The sequence below is a fragment of the Brucella rhizosphaerae genome (genome assembly GCF_002252475.1).
GTDB lineage: Bacteria > Pseudomonadota > Alphaproteobacteria > Rhizobiales > Rhizobiaceae > Brucella > Brucella rhizosphaerae.
On the sequence record NZ_NNRK01000034.1, the window covers coordinates 599946 to 613769 of the forward strand.

Here is a 13824-nt window from a genome sequence, read left to right on the forward strand (position 1 = left end):
CCCCCCAAAGGAGTAAACTCATGAAATTTCTTCGCTTTGGCGAAACCGGTCACGAAAAGCCGGGCCTTCTCGACGCTGATGGCAATGTCCGTGATTTGTCTGCCCATGTAAGCGATCTGTCGGGTACGGCTTTGAGCCCTGAAGCGCTTGCCAAGCTTGGTTCGCTCGATGTGAACTCGCTGCCGAAGGTTGAAGGCAATCCGCGTCTTGGTTCTTGTGTTGCAGGAACCGGCAAGTTCATCTGCATCGGCCTCAACTATTCCGACCATGCGGCTGAAACGGGTGCAACCGTGCCACCTGAGCCGATTATCTTCATGAAGGCAACCTCTGCAATCGTTGGCCCGAACGACGACCTTCTCATCCCGCGCGGCTCTGAGAAAACCGACTGGGAAGTCGAGCTTGGTATCGTGATCGGCAAGACCGCGAAATATGTCAGCGAAGACGATGCGCTTGATTATGTCGCCGGTTACTGCACCATCCACGATGTTTCCGAACGCGCCTTCCAGATCGAGCGTCAGGGTCAGTGGACCAAGGGCAAATCCTGCGACACGTTTGGTCCAACCGGCCCATGGCTGGTGACGAAGGACGAAATCGCTGATCCGGAAAACCTTGCCATGTGGCTCAAGGTCAACGGCGAAACCATGCAGGACGGCTCGTCCAAGACCATGGTTTATGGCGTGCGTTACCTCGTTTCCTATCTCTCGCAGTTCATGTCTCTGCAGCCTGGCGATATCATCTCCACCGGCACGCCTCCCGGCGTCGGCATGGGCATGAAGCCACCACGCTATCTCAAGGCCGGCGACACTGTCGAACTCGGTATTGAAGGCCTCGGCTCGCAGAAGCAGAACGTCCGCGCTGACATCTAGGCTTTTGTTTAAGCATGATCCCAAAACAGGTTCACACTTTTTGGGATCATGCATTGATCACGGATAAATCATGACGAAAATTACTGATCTGCGCGTCTTCGATCTTCGCTTTCCGACTTCGCAAAGTCTGGACGGTTCCGACGCGATGAACCCGGACCCGGATTACTCTGCAGCCTATGTCATCCTCGATACGGATGACGAGGCGCTGAAGGGCCACGGTCTGACATTCACCATCGGTCGCGGCAACGACATCTGCTGTCAGGCCATCCTCGCCATGCGCCATCTGGTGGTCGGCGTCGATCTCGACGTTGTGCGCTCCGCACCTGGCAAGTTCTGGCGGCATCTGACAAGCGACAGCCAGCTGCGCTGGATCGGCCCTGAAAAGGGTGCGATGCATCTGGCAACCGGTGCTGTCGTCAACGCTTTCTGGGATCTTCTGGCAAAGCAGTCCGGCAAGCCGGTCTGGCGTCTTGTGTCGGAACTTTCAGCTGAGGAAATCGCTGATATCGTCGATTACCGCTATATCACGGACGTGCTGACACGCGACGAAGCCGTTGAAATTCTGCGCAAGGCGGAAAGCGGCAAGGCGGAGCGTATCGCGCAACTCGAAGCCAAGGGTTATCCTTGCTACACGACTTCGGCAGGCTGGCTCGGCTATGACGACGAAAAGCTGCGTCGTCTTTGTCAGGAAGCGATTGATGAAGGCTTCAACCACGTCAAGATGAAGGTCGGTCGTGATCTGGAAGACGATATTCGTCGTCTCACCATCGCGCGTGAAGTCATTGGTCCCGACCGTTATCTGATGATCGACGCCAATCAGGTGTGGGAAGTCGACCAGGCGATTAAGTGGGTCAACAAGCTTGCTTTCTCAAAGCCGTTCTTCATCGAAGAGCCGACCAGCCCGGATGATGTTGCAGGCCATCGCAAGATCCGTGAAGCCATTGGCGACGTGAAGGTTGCGACTGGCGAAATGTGCCAGAACCGCATCATGTTCAAGCAGTTCATCGCAGAAGGCGCCATCGACATCGTTCAGATTGACAGCTGCCGTATGGGTGGCCTGAATGAAGTGCTGGCCGTGCTGCTGATTGCTGCGAAGTACAACAAACCTGTCTGGCCGCATGCAGGTGGTGTTGGCCTGTGCGAATATGTGCAGCATCTTTCGATGATCGACTATGTCGCCGTTTCCGGCACCATGGACGGCCGTGTGATCGAATATGTTGATCATCTGCACGAGCATTTCATTGAGCCATGTGTGATCAAGGATGCGGCTTACATGCCGCCATCGCTGCCGGGCTTCTCCATCGAAATGAAGCCGCAGTCGATTACGGAATACACCTTCAAGGGTTGATAAAAAAAGCCGCGCTGAAAAAATCCAGCGCGGCTTTTGTTTTTAGAGAAAGCGGATCATCAAAGCGCCGGTCAGCAATAGTACGGCTCCCGCCGCGCGCCCCGCAGTGATTTCGCGCACTGCTACCCCCATGAACCCGATACGATCCGCGGCAAGTCCCGCCACCAATTGCCCGGCGACGGCAAGCCCCATCACAGCCGCAGCACCAATGCGCGGTGTCAGCAAGACTGATGTTGTCACATAAATACAGCCAAGCGCGCCACCAGCCACGAACAGCCAGCCTGCAGGCACGTTGAACGCCGGCATCACACCTGTCGCACGCGCGGTTATGGCTGCGATCATGCCAAGAATGACTGCGCCTGACAGAAAGGAAATCGCCGCAGCGGTGACCGGAGACCCAAGTCCACGCGCAAGCGCTGCATTGATGGGAGCCTGAATGGCGATACAGGCACCCGAAAGAATGCCGAACAAGGTCCAGATCATGGAAAATCCTCGCTTAAATGTGGGTCGAAACTGCGTGATGATAAACGGATTGCGATGAGGCTCGCCAGATAAGATTCCCGATTATCTGTAGAAAGCAGTGGTCGCAGAAGAAGTACTTGAGATCAATCATTGCGAAGCGGCACGTTTGCGCCTCACTCAAAAGTGAAACCCTATTTCTGTTCACTTGTAGAAATCAGGTTCTTATCGTGCCGCTTGGCATCATAAAGAAGTGCATCAGCTGGATAGAGCGCAGGCGCATCATCTGTAGGAGCCACAGTGAAACTCACAAGGCCCATTGAGAAGCAGACAGGGAAAACCTGCTCGGGAAATGGCATCATCGGGCAGAGCCGTGATTTGCTGAGCTACAGCGAGATCGCTTGCTTTGGTGTCGCCTAAACGCAAAACGATAAACTCATCACCGCCGGTATGCGCACTAACTTCATCAGGACGATTGCGCGCGACTACCGGTTCGCCGATCAGCCACAATAATTCGTCTCCAGCGGTTTGGCCACGCTCGTGTTTGAACCGGTTGAGATCGAAATAGAGCAGCGAGCCGGTGTTGATCGTATAGAAGTATGCGACTCATTGAGGAAATTGGCTGTTACGATCAACTATCAAACGCGTGGGCCAATGAGCATCAAACGGTCGCATATCACTGTGAAATATCAGGAAAAGATGGTGCCCGGAGACGGATTTGAACCGCCGACACGCGGATTTTCAATCCGCTGCTCTACCAACTGAGCTATCCGGGCATCCTTGTAGTGATTTCTCACCGTGTGGCGGTGTTGGTGTCCGCCGGAAGTGGGTGGGTTATAGCATTAAATTTCGCGCTGTCCAGCACCCCATCGCAATTTTTATAAGATTTCTTATAAACACGCTAAAGTGCCGATTTCACTGTGGAAATCGACATAAGACAACCTCAGTTGTCGTTTTCTTCTTCTTCCTCAATCGTTTTTCCGGGAATGACATAGCTTCCCGAAAGCCAGCGATTGAGATCGATGCTTTTGCAGCGCGGCGAGCAGAACGGATAGGTATCGCGCGCTGATGGCTTTCCGCATTCAGGGCAGGGGCGAGTCGGGCGCAATGGTGTTACGCGCGAACCGGCAGCTGCGGATATGTCTTTCTTGTCGCTCATGAAAGTTCTCAGACCTTGCCGTTTATCCAATTGGCGTAAACCGGATAGTCGCCTTCGGCTAGCAGGCTTATAGTTTCCTGCAAGGGGAGGCCGACTACATTGGTATATGAGCCGACCAGCTTGATAACAAAGCTCCCAGCAAGGCCTTGAACGGCATAACCGCCAGCCTTGCCACGCCACTCACCTGAAGCCAGATAGGCGTCAATCTGTTTGCGCGTCAGGCGCTCGAAACGCAAACGCGTTTCAACGAGCGTCTGACGCAAATTGCCGTTCGGCAGAATGAGGCAAACGCCAGTGAAAACCTTATGGGTGCGCCCCGACAGAAGACGCAGACATTCCCGCGCTTCATCGTTAATCTCCGCCTTGGGCAGGACACGACGTCCCACAGCAACAACCGTATCGGCCGCCAGAACATAAGCATTGGCGAAGTTTTCATCGCCTTTCAATTGTTCCTGTGCCGCGTTTGCCTTTTCACGCGCAAGACGTCGCGCCAATGAACGCGGATGTTCTGCGCGCTCAGGCGTTTCGTCAATATCAGCTGGCTGAATATGATCCGGCTCAATGCCGACCTGCCCCAGAAGCTCGATCCTGCGGGGAGAGCCGGAGGCAAGAACCAGCTTATGTTGCGCGCTCATAGACAAGGTTTTTCCTGGAACAAAGTTTTCCTGAAAGGCAGGATACTGCTTACTTGAAGCGGTAGGTGATACGGCCCTTGGTCAGGTCGTAAGGGGTCATTTCGACGAGAACCTTGTCGCCAGCGAGAACGCGGATGCGGTTTTTGCGCATGCGACCTGCGGTATGGGCAATAATTTCATGTTCGTTTTCGAGCTTCACGCGGAACATTGCATTCGGCAGCAGTTCCGTAACAACACCCGGAAACTCGAGGACTTCTTCTTTCGCCATGCGATACCTGTTACTTTCTTTGATAGATTGGCCCAAAACCGGGCCGCAGCTTTAAATTTGGCCGGAACCTATATGATTAGACGGCATTTGTGAACAACCGAATTGGGCGATGTTATTTTGGTGCAAATCTCTTAGTAATTTGCCGCTTTAAGCGGTCTCGCACATCACGATATGCATTCATGATCTGCTCCCGACTTCCCGTCATAAGCGTTGGATCAGGCGTTGGCCAATATTCCACATCGACGGAAAAGCCACGCATCCGTTCAAGCACTGTATGATGCGCGAGCGGTGTGAGTGTGATGATAAGATCGAAATAGCCGTCAGCCAGTTCTTCCAGTTCGCGCGGTTGCCGGGCATCGAGCGACAGGCCTTCTTCAATAAGCACTGCATCGACAAACGGATCGCGCTCGCCGCGCTGAACACCGGCTGAAGCTATATACATATTGGGTGGAAGCAGCTTTCTTGCAAGAAGTTCGGCAATTGGCGAACGAATAGAATTCTTGCCACAGACGAAAAGCACAGAAGTCGGACGTTTGACGGCTTCTGTTTCTTCAGCTTGTGCAGTCGCTTCCTGAGTGGTCATCAAGGATCAGCCCCGCCAGTGCAGCACGCAGACGAGCGTGAAAAGGCGCCGTGCGGTCGCAAAATCGACTTCGATCTTGCCATTCAGCCGCGTTTGCAGGGTTTGCGATCCTTCGTTGTGCAAGCCGCGCCGACCCATGTCGATTGCCTCGATCTTGCTGGGGCTCGCGGAGCGAATAGCCTCATAATAGCTTTCGCAAACGAGAAAATAGTCGCGCACAACGCGCCGCAGCGGGGTTAGCGAGAGAATGTGAGTCGCAACACCATCGCCGCTTTCACGCATGATGGAAAAAATCAGACGTGATTCCATCAGTGAGAGTTTCAGCTTATAGGGGCCGCCAGTATCGTCGCCCACCGGGTGAAAAGCATTCTCTTCAATCAGATCGAAGATCGCGACCGCGCGCTCATGCTCGACGTCAGGCGTCGAGCGGCCGATGGATTCATCGAGCTCGACGTCAACAAGACGGGCATTAGGAACGCCGGCGGTCATGATACCTCATAGATTGAGCCGGATGGCGACTGATTGTGCGTGAGCGTCGAGGCCTTCGGCACGAGCGATTTCTATGGCTGCGGGGCCGAGGGCGCGCAACTGATCCGGCCCGAGTTTGAGAATTGAAGTGCGCTTCATGTAATCGAGTACTGAAAGGCCAGACGAGAAACGCGCCGAACGTGCAGTCGGCAGGACGTGATTGCAGCCCCCGACATAATCGCCGATCACTTCCGGCGTATAGGCACCGATGAAGACAGAGCCGGCATTGCGAATCTTGGGCAGCAGCGCTTCCGGATCGGCCGTTGCAATCTCCAGATGCTCTGCGGCAATACGGTTTGCCAGCGGAATGGCAGCGTCGAAGTCTTCGACCAGAATGACGGCACCAAAATCGCGCCAGCTGGCTGCTGCGGTTTCAGCTCGCGGCAAGGTTTTAAGCTGACGCTCTACAGCTTCTTCAACGGCCTTAGCAAAAGGCTCGTCATTGGTCATGAGAATCGATTGGGCTGCAGTATCATGTTCCGCCTGCGCCAGAATATCGGCAGCAAGCCAATCTGGATTGTTGTCCTTGTCGGCCATCACCAGCACTTCGGAAGGTCCGGCAATCATGTCGATGCCGACAGTGCCGAAAACAATGCGCTTGGCGGCTGCAACGAAAGCATTCCCCGGGCCGACGATTTTTGCGACCGGCTCAATGGTTTCAGTGCCGTAAGCAAGGGCCGCTACAGCCTGTGCACCACCGACGCGGTAGATTTCCGAAACACCTGCAAGGCGCGCTGCAACCAGAACCAGCGGGTTGAGCTTGCCGTCGGGCGAGGGGACAACCATAACGATCCTGTCAACGCCCGCGACCTTCGCAGGCACTGCATTCATCAGCACAGAGCTTGGATAGCTCGCCGTGCCGCCGGGCACATACAGGCCGACTGCTTCAATCGCCGTCCATCGCGAACCCAGTTCCACACCGAGCGCATCCGTATAGCGATCATCTTTAGGCAGTTGCCGCGAATGATGCTTTTCGATACGCTCATGGGCAAGTTTAAGGGCTTCAATGGTGGACGCAGGCGCGTGATCAAAAGCTGCATCGACTTCTGCTTCCGTCACGCGGATGCCGGTCTTTGTAAGATCGATGCGGTCAAAACGAAGTGAATATTCAATCAGTGCTGAATCGCCTTCGCGGCGCACACGATCAACGATTTCGCGGGCAGCACGATCCACATCTTCCGAGACCTCGCGCTTGCCGGTGAGGAAAGCTGCAAACTTCTGTTCAAAATCGGGATCGGTTTGTCTGAGCGTCGTGACCACGCTGGTATTCCTTTAATTGTCAGTCTGGGCAAAGCCCGTCAGGTATGCGAAGCAGTTGTCAGCGGCAATCAGGTGTCGTGCCGCGGCAGGGTATTTGTTTCCCAGGCCGGACCGAGATCCGTCAACTGCGCCTCAATACATTCCACATCCAGTCGGATAGCTGCATTTGCCGAAAAAGTCAGTTCGATTGTTCCAGCAGGTGCTTCGCTGACGATAAAGCGAATGGCAAGCAGGGAGAGAACCTCGTCGGGCTTCTGTCGATCAATGCCGGTGGCTTTTGCAATCGTTACACGATTAAAATGCAGTGTGGCGCGGCGGCGCTGATACTGAGGTTTGCGAAACAGCTTGGGCTTTGCTTCTTCCCAGGCAAAACGATTGGCAGTCAGGACGAACCGCTTATCCTTCGCAAGGTATTGAAGATCGGAGACTTTGAGGACTGCATCCTGAAGATGTGCGGACAGGACCTGCAAATCCTCTTCATCCAGTGCCACAAGCTTCAACATTTCCATATCTGGCATCGTTCCCTGCTGTTCTTCAGATTTAGGCCCTGCTGCTATCCAAGCTTAGGCAATGCCAACTTTACATGTCAGCACAAAAAAATCGACAGGCTTTTCAGCCTGTTGATGATTGCGTAACGGGTAACAAGAAAAAAGCCGGGAAAAAAGCATGTCGCAGAAAAGTGGGTGCCGGTTTTCCGTTTACGACATGCGAGAAACAAAGACTTAAAGCGCGTCGCAGGAATGCGATAAAATGCGACGCGCTTTAAATTCCGGCTTTTTAAGAGTTAACCGCTGATGCGTTCGACATTCGCGCCGCAACGCGAGAGCTTTTCTTCCAGTCGTTCAAAGCCGCGATCAAGGTGATAGACGCGGTTGACGATGGTTTCACCTTCGGCAGCAAGGCCTGCGATGACGAGAGAAACCGAAGCACGCAGATCGGTTGCCATAACCTGAGCACCCTTGAGACGATCAACGCCTTCAACAGTTGCAGTCTGACCCGAAAGCGAAATCTTTGCGCCAAGACGCGCCAGTTCCTGCACATGCATGAAGCGATTCTCGAAAATCGTTTCGGTAATGCGCGACGTGCCCTTGGCCATGGTCATCAGGCCCATGAACTGCGCCTGAAGATCGGTAGGGAAGCCAGGGAACGGATCGGTTGTCACATCAACCGGATGAATGCCATGACCATTGCGCACAACACGCAGACCGCTGTTGGTTTCGGTGATTTCCGCACCTGCCTTACGCAATGTGTCGAGCGCTGCCGAAAGCTGATTTTCCTGAGCGCCTTCGAGCAGGACATCACCACCGGTCATGGCAACAACCATGGCATAGGTGCCGGTTTCGATACGGTCAGGGATAACGCGAACGCGTGCACCTGAGAGGCTGGTGACGCCCTCAACATGGATCGTGCCGGTTCCTGCACCGCTGATTTTTGCACCCATTGCATTGAGGCAATCAGCAAGATTGACGACTTCTGGTTCGCGGGCTGCGTTTTCGATAACCGTCTCGCCTCGGGCGAGAGCTGCTGCCATCAGCATGACATGCGTGGCGCCGACAGAAACCTTTGGAAACTTGTATCGCGAGCCGATAAGGCCACCCTTGGGCGCGCGCGCCTTGGCATAGCCGTTTTCAATGTCGATCTGGGCGCCGAGTGCCTGTAGGCATTCGAGCAGCAGGTCCACTGGACGCGTGCCAATGGCGCAACCACCGGGCAGGGAAACATTGGCTTCGCCCATACGTGCCAGAAGCGGTCCGATAACCCAGAAACTCGCGCGCATCTTGGAAACCAGCTCATATGGAGCTGTGGTATCGACGATGTTGCGGGCTGTGAAATGAATGGTGCGCGAATAAGCACCATTCTGGTGTTCGCGGCGGCCATTGACCGAATAATCTACGCCATGATTGCTCAGGATGCGGATCAGCTGCTCGACGTCGGCCAAATGCGGCACATTTTCCAGCGTCAGTGTATCGTCGGTCAGAAGGGAGGCGATCATCAAAGGCAGCGCGGCATTTTTCGCGCCAGAAATGGGAATGACGCCGTTGAGCTTGTTGCCGCCGACGATTTTAATGCGATCCATGCTGTTTCACCTTCTGGGCCGAAGCCGTTGCCCGGTAATCGATTTTTGCATATTCCGCAGCGTTCATGCTTGCGGCGTTGCATTATGAAATGACGAGTCTTGCGGCGGAATTACGTCGATCACGAATCATAGCCGAACCGCGACGCCATCAAGAATTGAATTGTGCTTTTATCGCAGCCACTCCCTATCTTCAAGAAAGGCTTTGCTGCGTTTGTTTCAGCTTAAAGCGCATTCCTTAAAGCTTGAATAGTTTTTTGGCCTGTAATGCGTTTTTGGAGGAGTGCCGATGAAAACCGGATGGTTGAAACTGCGTGTTGCTGCTTGTTTGATGCAGTTTTGAACAGGGCGTCGGCTCCCATTGGCCTGAAACCGCGCTAATCTTTATCTTCTTTACCGGCTGTGATGCCATCATTGCGCTCATCGGCGTCGCCTGCGCGTCGCGAACGCGACTGCACTTTGCGGCGCATCAGATTCGCGCGCAGCTGCTCAGCGAGCCGCTTTTTGCGTGGATCGTCTTGGGTCTGTTTGTCGCTTTGGGTCTTTTTTTCGCTCATGCACTTTATGTACTACGGTAAAAAGCCCACGAAAAGTGGCTTTCAAAGCGAGTATCCAAGGATTTCCACATTAAGTGAAAAGAAATTCGATTGGTTGCTTGCGGTTTGCGTAATGATGTGGCAGAAGTCCGCCGCGTTCAAGAGAATGCTGCGGTAGCTCAGTGGTAGAGCACTCCATTGGTAATGGAGAGGTCGAGAGTTCAATCCTCTCTCGCAGCACCAGTTTCCTCAAGTTGGAAACAAGACGCATTTCCCCTGAAATTAAAACTCAACCTTCACAATGACAGATATCACTGCTGTCTGCTTTGATTTGTGATCCGATTTTGCAAATTGAAAAGCGAATTCATTGCACTTGTCTTCAGCTTCTTCACGGATTGAATGCCTGCAGAAGCTTGTCGCATAAGTGGTTGAATAATTTCAACAAACCAGCTCATTAGCCGGTTTTACAAACATCTGTTTATGTAAAGAAGAGAATGGCGCACCCGAAAGGATTCGAACCTCTGACCCCCAGATTCGTAGTCTGGTGCTCTATCCAGCTGAGCTACGGGTGCGTGCCTGTGTGCCGCTTGCTGCGGCGATGGGCGGTTGATAATCGGACGGATTACTAAATGCAAGCACCTTCTTGGAAAAAAATGCGCTTATGTGAAGTTTTCTTATCAATGCCCGGTTTTACGGGCTTTATGAGCCTGTCGCGAGATGGGGAAAACGCGCAAAATGCATGCGTCAGCACAAAGTCAGGCGCGTAAAGTAGTCGCAAAATGGGAATCACGCAGTGAAAAAGACCAGTGTTCTGATTCCGACATTGGCATTCCTTCGTTACAAGCGACGAAAAAATGTCGGAATCGCAGAAACCACCAGAAGATTTATGAATCGAGTGGGCTTTTCGAGTTTGATGTTTGCAACGCTTTATATGTTGGGGCGCGGCTCACACGGCAGATTCAATCTACTACGCGTTGTCGCTTGCGTGTTGATTGCTGCGGCTTTCGGTCCAGTTCGGCAGGTCAGGAAGGCGAATCTCGAAATGCGCGCCGATGGGGCGATCCTCCCGCAGCTCAATCGTGCCTCCATGCGCTCGCACCAGTTCCTGAGCAATAGCAAGACCAAGGCCCGTGCCGTCGCTGCGTGTGGACCCCTTAAATGCTGTAAAGAGGTTGTCGCGTGCTTTCTGCGGCAAGCCAGGGCCTGTGTCTTCCACGCCAATGATTGTCGTCGTCCCGATTCTTCCTGCAGAAAGCGTAAGGCGCTTGACGGTGGACACATCACTGCGGTGATCGCGCTCCATGGCCTGTACCGAGTTGCGGCAAAGATTGTGCAGCACGCGGAACAGCTGCTCGGAATCAACATTTAGTTCGAAATCAATCGGAATAAGATTTTCGAATTCGATACCGCTTTCCGTTCTCAGATTGAGTGTTTCCTGCACATCAAGAATAACGGTGCTTAACTGCACGCGGCGTGGAGCAGGCGGTGCTTCCTGGGATCGGCCATAGGCCATCACGCTTTCCGAGTAATTGATGGCCCGGCTCAGCGTATGAATGAGCTTTGGCGCAAAGCGCTGCACCATCGGGTCTCTGGTGTCGGCAAGTCTGTCCGACATCAGTTGCGCCGATGCCAGAATGTTGCGCATATCGTGATTGATCTTGGAAACCGCCAGGCCCAGATCGGCCAGATGTTTCTGCTCTTTCAGCGTGCGCTGCAAATCACTTTGGATATGTGCAATCTGTCGCTGCGCGATGCCAAATTCATCCTTGCGGTTTTCCGGCACGAGAATCCGGGTTGGATTGTCGGGTGCCGAGGCAAAATCAATCATGTTTCGATGCATGAGCCGCACGGGGCGCAACAACATCTCATGAATGAGGAGATAGATGAGGCTCGCGGCAATGACCGAGATCAGCAGAGAAATGATTGCCACATTGGTTGCATAACTCAGCATTGCATGACGCAGTGGTGCGTCCGAGGTGACGATTTCAATAATGCGTCCGGGTGTGGCTGATGGCGGGTTTGAGCCATAGATACGTAACGTGCGATTGCCGCCATTAAACAGCGTCCCAAACGCATCCCAGATGGCGGCCGCCTCACTGATATTATTGAGATCCACAACCTGATCGATATTGCCCGGCATTTCGCTCATTGCCAGAAGATGAGATGCGCCTGCTTCGCGCAAAGCAATCGCTTTGGTGCCCGTTGCGAGCAGCACCTTGTCCTGCACTTCGCGTGGGATATTGATATTGCCACTCGCGATAAGTACCTCGCTGACAGCATCGACTGTGTCGAGGCGCGAACTCATCCAGCGCACACGCATATTGGCAATGGATGGGACGAAAATCAGAACTTCAGCGATAAGAACGGCGAGAGCTGTCAGAATGAGCAGTTTGCTCGATAGTCGGTTGCGCCAGCGAAGGCGGGCGAACTGGGTCGGTGAAGTCCTGTCATCTTTTGAAGATGCCATAGCGGAGGAATGCGCGGCTGCATCGGCAACGACCCCACCTGTTTCCATGGTTTTTTCAACAGCCGCCATACGTTCAATCCAAACCGACAGGCTGTGTGGCTGCAATGCGGCCGTGCCTTATCCAGAAAGCTCATCACAATGCGATTACATATAAATGTCGCCTTCTATATATGGTGGCGCAAGATAATTCCAACGGGCTTTGTCTTTTTTGATTGAAACAACGTGGCGAAGCTTCATCGCCTGCATTACCGAAATTTAACTCGACGTGCTGAATCGGGACGTGCACACTCGTAAAAAGGGAAAACTGTGATGCCTCAAATGTTGCCCGTTAAGCGCAACTTATTGGGGCGATCATTATTTTGATACTGTTTGATGCATATCCTGTGTCTACAGCATCGTGCTTGTGCAGCGCCCAAGAGGGGCCACAGCGCTCTAACGTGAATATGAATGATTGAATCAGAGGCTTGTCGAGGCATTCGGCAAGACCCTGCCGGAGAGTTGAATGAAGTCTTGGAAGCAGATTGTTCTGTGCCTGCTTGTTATTATTGCCGCCGGTGGCGGTTGGTACATCTATAAAAACAAAGACTCTTCGGCGCAGACGGCATCAGGCGAGGCTCCCGGACAGCAGGCGCCGGGGGCATCCTCAGGGCGCGGCGCTCCGCTGGTTGTTGTTGAACCGGCAGGCAAAGAGACGATCAATAATCGCCTGACAGCCATTGGCTCTGCGCGGGCACTCAGCACTGTTTCAGTCACGCCTTATTCGAGCGGCTATATGAATGAGCTGCTTGTAAAAGCGGGCGATTCCATCAAGGCCGGCGACACGATTGCGGTACTGGATAATGAGACGGAGACAATTGCGGTCAGTAAGGCCCAAATTGCGGTGAAAGACGCTGAAACGACGCGCCAGCGCATCGCGCGGTTGCGTGCTACGAATACGGCAACTGTGGTGCAGGAAGTTGAAGCTGATCTGGCTTTATCCAATGCCAGGCTTGTGCTGGAGGATGCGCAGCTGGCACTAAGCCGCCGCACGGTTCGTGCGCCTATCTCCGGTATCGTTGGTATTCTGCCGGTGAATGCCGGTAACTATGTCACCGCGCAAACCTCCATTGCTCGTATTGATGATCGCTCCAAGGTGCTGATCGATATCTGGGTTCCGGAACGCTTTGCACCGCAGATCAAGGTTGGTCAGCCGCTGACAGCAGAATCCACTGCATTTCCTGGCGTGACGCATAAGGGTGAAATCAACGCTGTTGATAATATGCTCGATGAAGCGAGCCGTACATTGCATGTACGTGCTGAGATCAACAACGATCAGGACCGCCTTCGTGCTGGCATGTCGTTCTCGGTGACAGTTTTGTTCCCCGGAGATAGCTATCCTTCGGTTGATCCTTTGGCTATCCAGTGGGGTGCCGACGGCTCTTATGTCTGGCGAATTGAAGAGGGTGTCGCAAAGAAAGTGGCAGCACGCATCGTGCAGCGCAATTCGACCAATATCCTGATTGATGGCCCTTTGAAGGAGGGCGACATGATCGTCACGCAAGGTGTGCAAACTGTGCGTGATGATGCACCTGTGCGCTTGCAGGATGAACAGGGGACGGCTCGTATTGATCCATCCGCCAAAAGCCGCGTTGCAGGGTGAGG

At 53.6% G+C, this 13824-nt stretch carries 16 protein-coding genes and 3 tRNA genes; 4 read left to right on the forward strand and 15 right to left on the reverse strand.

Annotated elements, in window-relative coordinates:
* The first annotated feature begins 20 nt into the window (after window positions 1-20).
* A complete protein-coding gene (locus CEV32_RS19910; RefSeq protein ID WP_094578825.1) occupies window positions 21-866 on the forward strand; it encodes a fumarylacetoacetate hydrolase family protein in 846 nt (281 codons plus the stop codon).
* 70 nt (window positions 867-936) lie between these two features.
* A complete protein-coding gene (locus CEV32_RS19915; RefSeq protein ID WP_094578826.1) occupies window positions 937-2214 on the forward strand; it encodes an L-fuconate dehydratase in 1278 nt (425 codons plus the stop codon).
* Window positions 2215-2256: 42 nt separating this feature from the next.
* On the opposite strand, the gene CEV32_RS19920 is transcribed toward CEV32_RS19915, so the two are convergent.
* From CEV32_RS19920 to CEV32_RS19975, 13 genes are all read right to left on the reverse strand, one after another.
* Window positions 2257-2697, reverse strand: coding sequence for a DMT family transporter (locus CEV32_RS19920; RefSeq protein ID WP_094578827.1), 441 nt, complete (start codon window positions 2695-2697; stop codon window positions 2257-2259).
* A 170-nt stretch (window positions 2698-2867) separates the two neighbouring features.
* Complete coding sequence (locus CEV32_RS23765) at window positions 2868-3035, reverse strand: hypothetical protein (RefSeq protein ID WP_167382830.1); 168 nt, start codon at window positions 3033-3035, stop codon at window positions 2868-2870.
* The gene (locus CEV32_RS24100; RefSeq protein ID WP_094578828.1) at window positions 2956-3261 is read right to left on the reverse strand and encodes a diguanylate cyclase domain-containing protein; all 306 of its coding nucleotides are present in this window, start codon (window positions 3259-3261) and stop codon (window positions 2956-2958) included. Before CEV32_RS24100 ends, CEV32_RS23765 begins: the two co-directional genes overlap by 80 nt.
* 112 nt (window positions 3262-3373) lie before the next feature.
* A tRNA-Phe gene (locus tag CEV32_RS19930) sits at window positions 3374-3449 on the reverse strand.
* Between the two features lie 167 nt (window positions 3450-3616).
* Window positions 3617-3832: a DNA gyrase inhibitor YacG gene (gene yacG / locus CEV32_RS19935; RefSeq protein WP_094578829.1), complete on the reverse strand. Its 216-nt coding sequence runs from the start codon at window positions 3830-3832 to the stop codon at window positions 3617-3619.
* Between the two features lie 8 nt (window positions 3833-3840).
* Window positions 3841-4467 carry a Maf-like protein gene (locus tag CEV32_RS19940; protein WP_094578830.1) on the reverse strand — a complete coding sequence of 209 codons (627 nt, stop codon included), beginning with the start codon at window positions 4465-4467 and terminating at the stop codon, window positions 3841-3843.
* Window positions 4468-4516: 49 nt separating this feature from the next.
* Window positions 4517-4735: a translation initiation factor IF-1 gene (gene infA / locus CEV32_RS19945; protein WP_002965531.1), complete on the reverse strand. Its 219-nt coding sequence runs from the start codon at window positions 4733-4735 to the stop codon at window positions 4517-4519.
* A gap of 112 nt (window positions 4736-4847) precedes the next feature.
* Window positions 4848-5318, reverse strand: a complete 471-nt coding sequence (locus CEV32_RS19950) for an arsenate-mycothiol transferase ArsC (protein WP_094578831.1) — start codon at window positions 5316-5318, stop codon at window positions 4848-4850.
* 6 nt (window positions 5319-5324) lie between these two features.
* Complete coding sequence (locus CEV32_RS19955) at window positions 5325-5807, reverse strand: UPF0262 family protein (RefSeq protein ID WP_094578832.1); 483 nt, start codon at window positions 5805-5807, stop codon at window positions 5325-5327.
* A 6-nt stretch (window positions 5808-5813) separates the two neighbouring features.
* The gene (gene hisD, locus CEV32_RS19960) at window positions 5814-7106 is read right to left on the reverse strand and encodes a histidinol dehydrogenase (protein ID WP_094578833.1); all 1293 of its coding nucleotides are present in this window, start codon (window positions 7104-7106) and stop codon (window positions 5814-5816) included.
* Window positions 7107-7174: 68 nt separating this feature from the next.
* Complete coding sequence (locus CEV32_RS19965; RefSeq protein ID WP_094579190.1) at window positions 7175-7615, reverse strand: DUF2948 family protein; 441 nt, start codon at window positions 7613-7615, stop codon at window positions 7175-7177.
* 275 nt (window positions 7616-7890) lie between these two features.
* Complete coding sequence (murA, locus tag CEV32_RS19970; protein ID WP_094578834.1) at window positions 7891-9183, reverse strand: UDP-N-acetylglucosamine 1-carboxyvinyltransferase; 1293 nt, start codon at window positions 9181-9183, stop codon at window positions 7891-7893.
* A 374-nt stretch (window positions 9184-9557) separates the two neighbouring features.
* Window positions 9558-9737: a hypothetical protein gene (locus CEV32_RS19975; protein ID WP_094578835.1), complete on the reverse strand. Its 180-nt coding sequence runs from the start codon at window positions 9735-9737 to the stop codon at window positions 9558-9560.
* Window positions 9738-9884: 147 nt separating this feature from the next.
* Here CEV32_RS19975 and CEV32_RS19980 point away from each other — a divergent pair.
* Window positions 9885-9959: transfer RNA gene (locus CEV32_RS19980), tRNA-Thr, on the forward strand.
* A 252-nt stretch (window positions 9960-10211) separates the two neighbouring features.
* Here the strand turns inward: CEV32_RS19980 and CEV32_RS19985 are convergent.
* Together CEV32_RS19985 and CEV32_RS19990 are read right to left on the reverse strand one after the other, a co-directional pair.
* A tRNA-Arg gene (locus CEV32_RS19985) sits at window positions 10212-10288 on the reverse strand.
* 395 nt (window positions 10289-10683) lie between these two features.
* Window positions 10684-12252: a sensor histidine kinase gene (locus CEV32_RS19990; RefSeq protein ID WP_094579191.1), complete on the reverse strand. Its 1569-nt coding sequence runs from the start codon at window positions 12250-12252 to the stop codon at window positions 10684-10686.
* 433 nt (window positions 12253-12685) lie between these two features.
* On the opposite strand from CEV32_RS19990, the gene CEV32_RS19995 reads away from it, so the two are divergent.
* On the forward strand, window positions 12686-13822 hold the full coding sequence (locus CEV32_RS19995) for an efflux RND transporter periplasmic adaptor subunit (RefSeq protein ID WP_094578836.1): 1137 nt from the start codon (window positions 12686-12688) through the stop codon (window positions 13820-13822).
* The last annotated feature ends 2 nt before the right edge of the window (window positions 13823-13824 follow it).

Excerpts from the sequence above, each read along its gene's own strand:
- CEV32_RS19920 (WP_094578827.1), bottom strand. The coding sequence starts at position 2,697 with ATGATCTGGACCTTGTTCGGCATTCTTTCGGGTGCCTGTATCGCCATT.
- CEV32_RS19940 (WP_094578830.1), bottom strand. The coding sequence starts at position 4,467 with ATGAGCGCGCAACATAAGCTGGTTCTTGCCTCCGGCTCTCCCCGCAGG.
- murA (WP_094578834.1), bottom strand. The coding sequence starts at position 9,183 with ATGGATCGCATTAAAATCGTCGGCGGCAACAAGCTCAACGGCGTCATT.
- CEV32_RS19990 (WP_094579191.1), bottom strand. The coding sequence starts at position 12,252 with ATGGCGGCTGTTGAAAAAACCATGGAAACAGGTGGGGTCGTTGCCGAT.
- yacG (WP_094578829.1), bottom strand. The coding sequence starts at position 3,832 with ATGAGCGACAAGAAAGACATATCCGCAGCTGCCGGTTCGCGCGTAACA.
- CEV32_RS19910 (WP_094578825.1), top strand. The coding sequence starts at position 21 with ATGAAATTTCTTCGCTTTGGCGAAACCGGTCACGAAAAGCCGGGCCTT.
- CEV32_RS19915 (WP_094578826.1), top strand. The coding sequence starts at position 937 with ATGACGAAAATTACTGATCTGCGCGTCTTCGATCTTCGCTTTCCGACT.
- CEV32_RS23765 (WP_167382830.1), bottom strand. The coding sequence starts at position 3,035 with ATGATGCCATTTCCCGAGCAGGTTTTCCCTGTCTGCTTCTCAATGGGC.
- CEV32_RS19955 (WP_094578832.1), bottom strand. The coding sequence starts at position 5,807 with ATGACCGCCGGCGTTCCTAATGCCCGTCTTGTTGACGTCGAGCTCGAT.
- CEV32_RS19995 (WP_094578836.1), top strand. The coding sequence starts at position 12,686 with ATGAAGTCTTGGAAGCAGATTGTTCTGTGCCTGCTTGTTATTATTGCC.
- infA (WP_002965531.1), bottom strand. The coding sequence starts at position 4,735 with ATGGCGAAAGAAGAAGTCCTCGAGTTTCCGGGTGTTGTTACGGAACTG.
- CEV32_RS19975 (WP_094578835.1), bottom strand. The coding sequence starts at position 9,737 with ATGAGCGAAAAAAAGACCCAAAGCGACAAACAGACCCAAGACGATCCA.
- CEV32_RS19965 (WP_094579190.1), bottom strand. The coding sequence starts at position 7,615 with ATGGAAATGTTGAAGCTTGTGGCACTGGATGAAGAGGATTTGCAGGTC.
- CEV32_RS19950 (WP_094578831.1), bottom strand. The coding sequence starts at position 5,318 with ATGACCACTCAGGAAGCGACTGCACAAGCTGAAGAAACAGAAGCCGTC.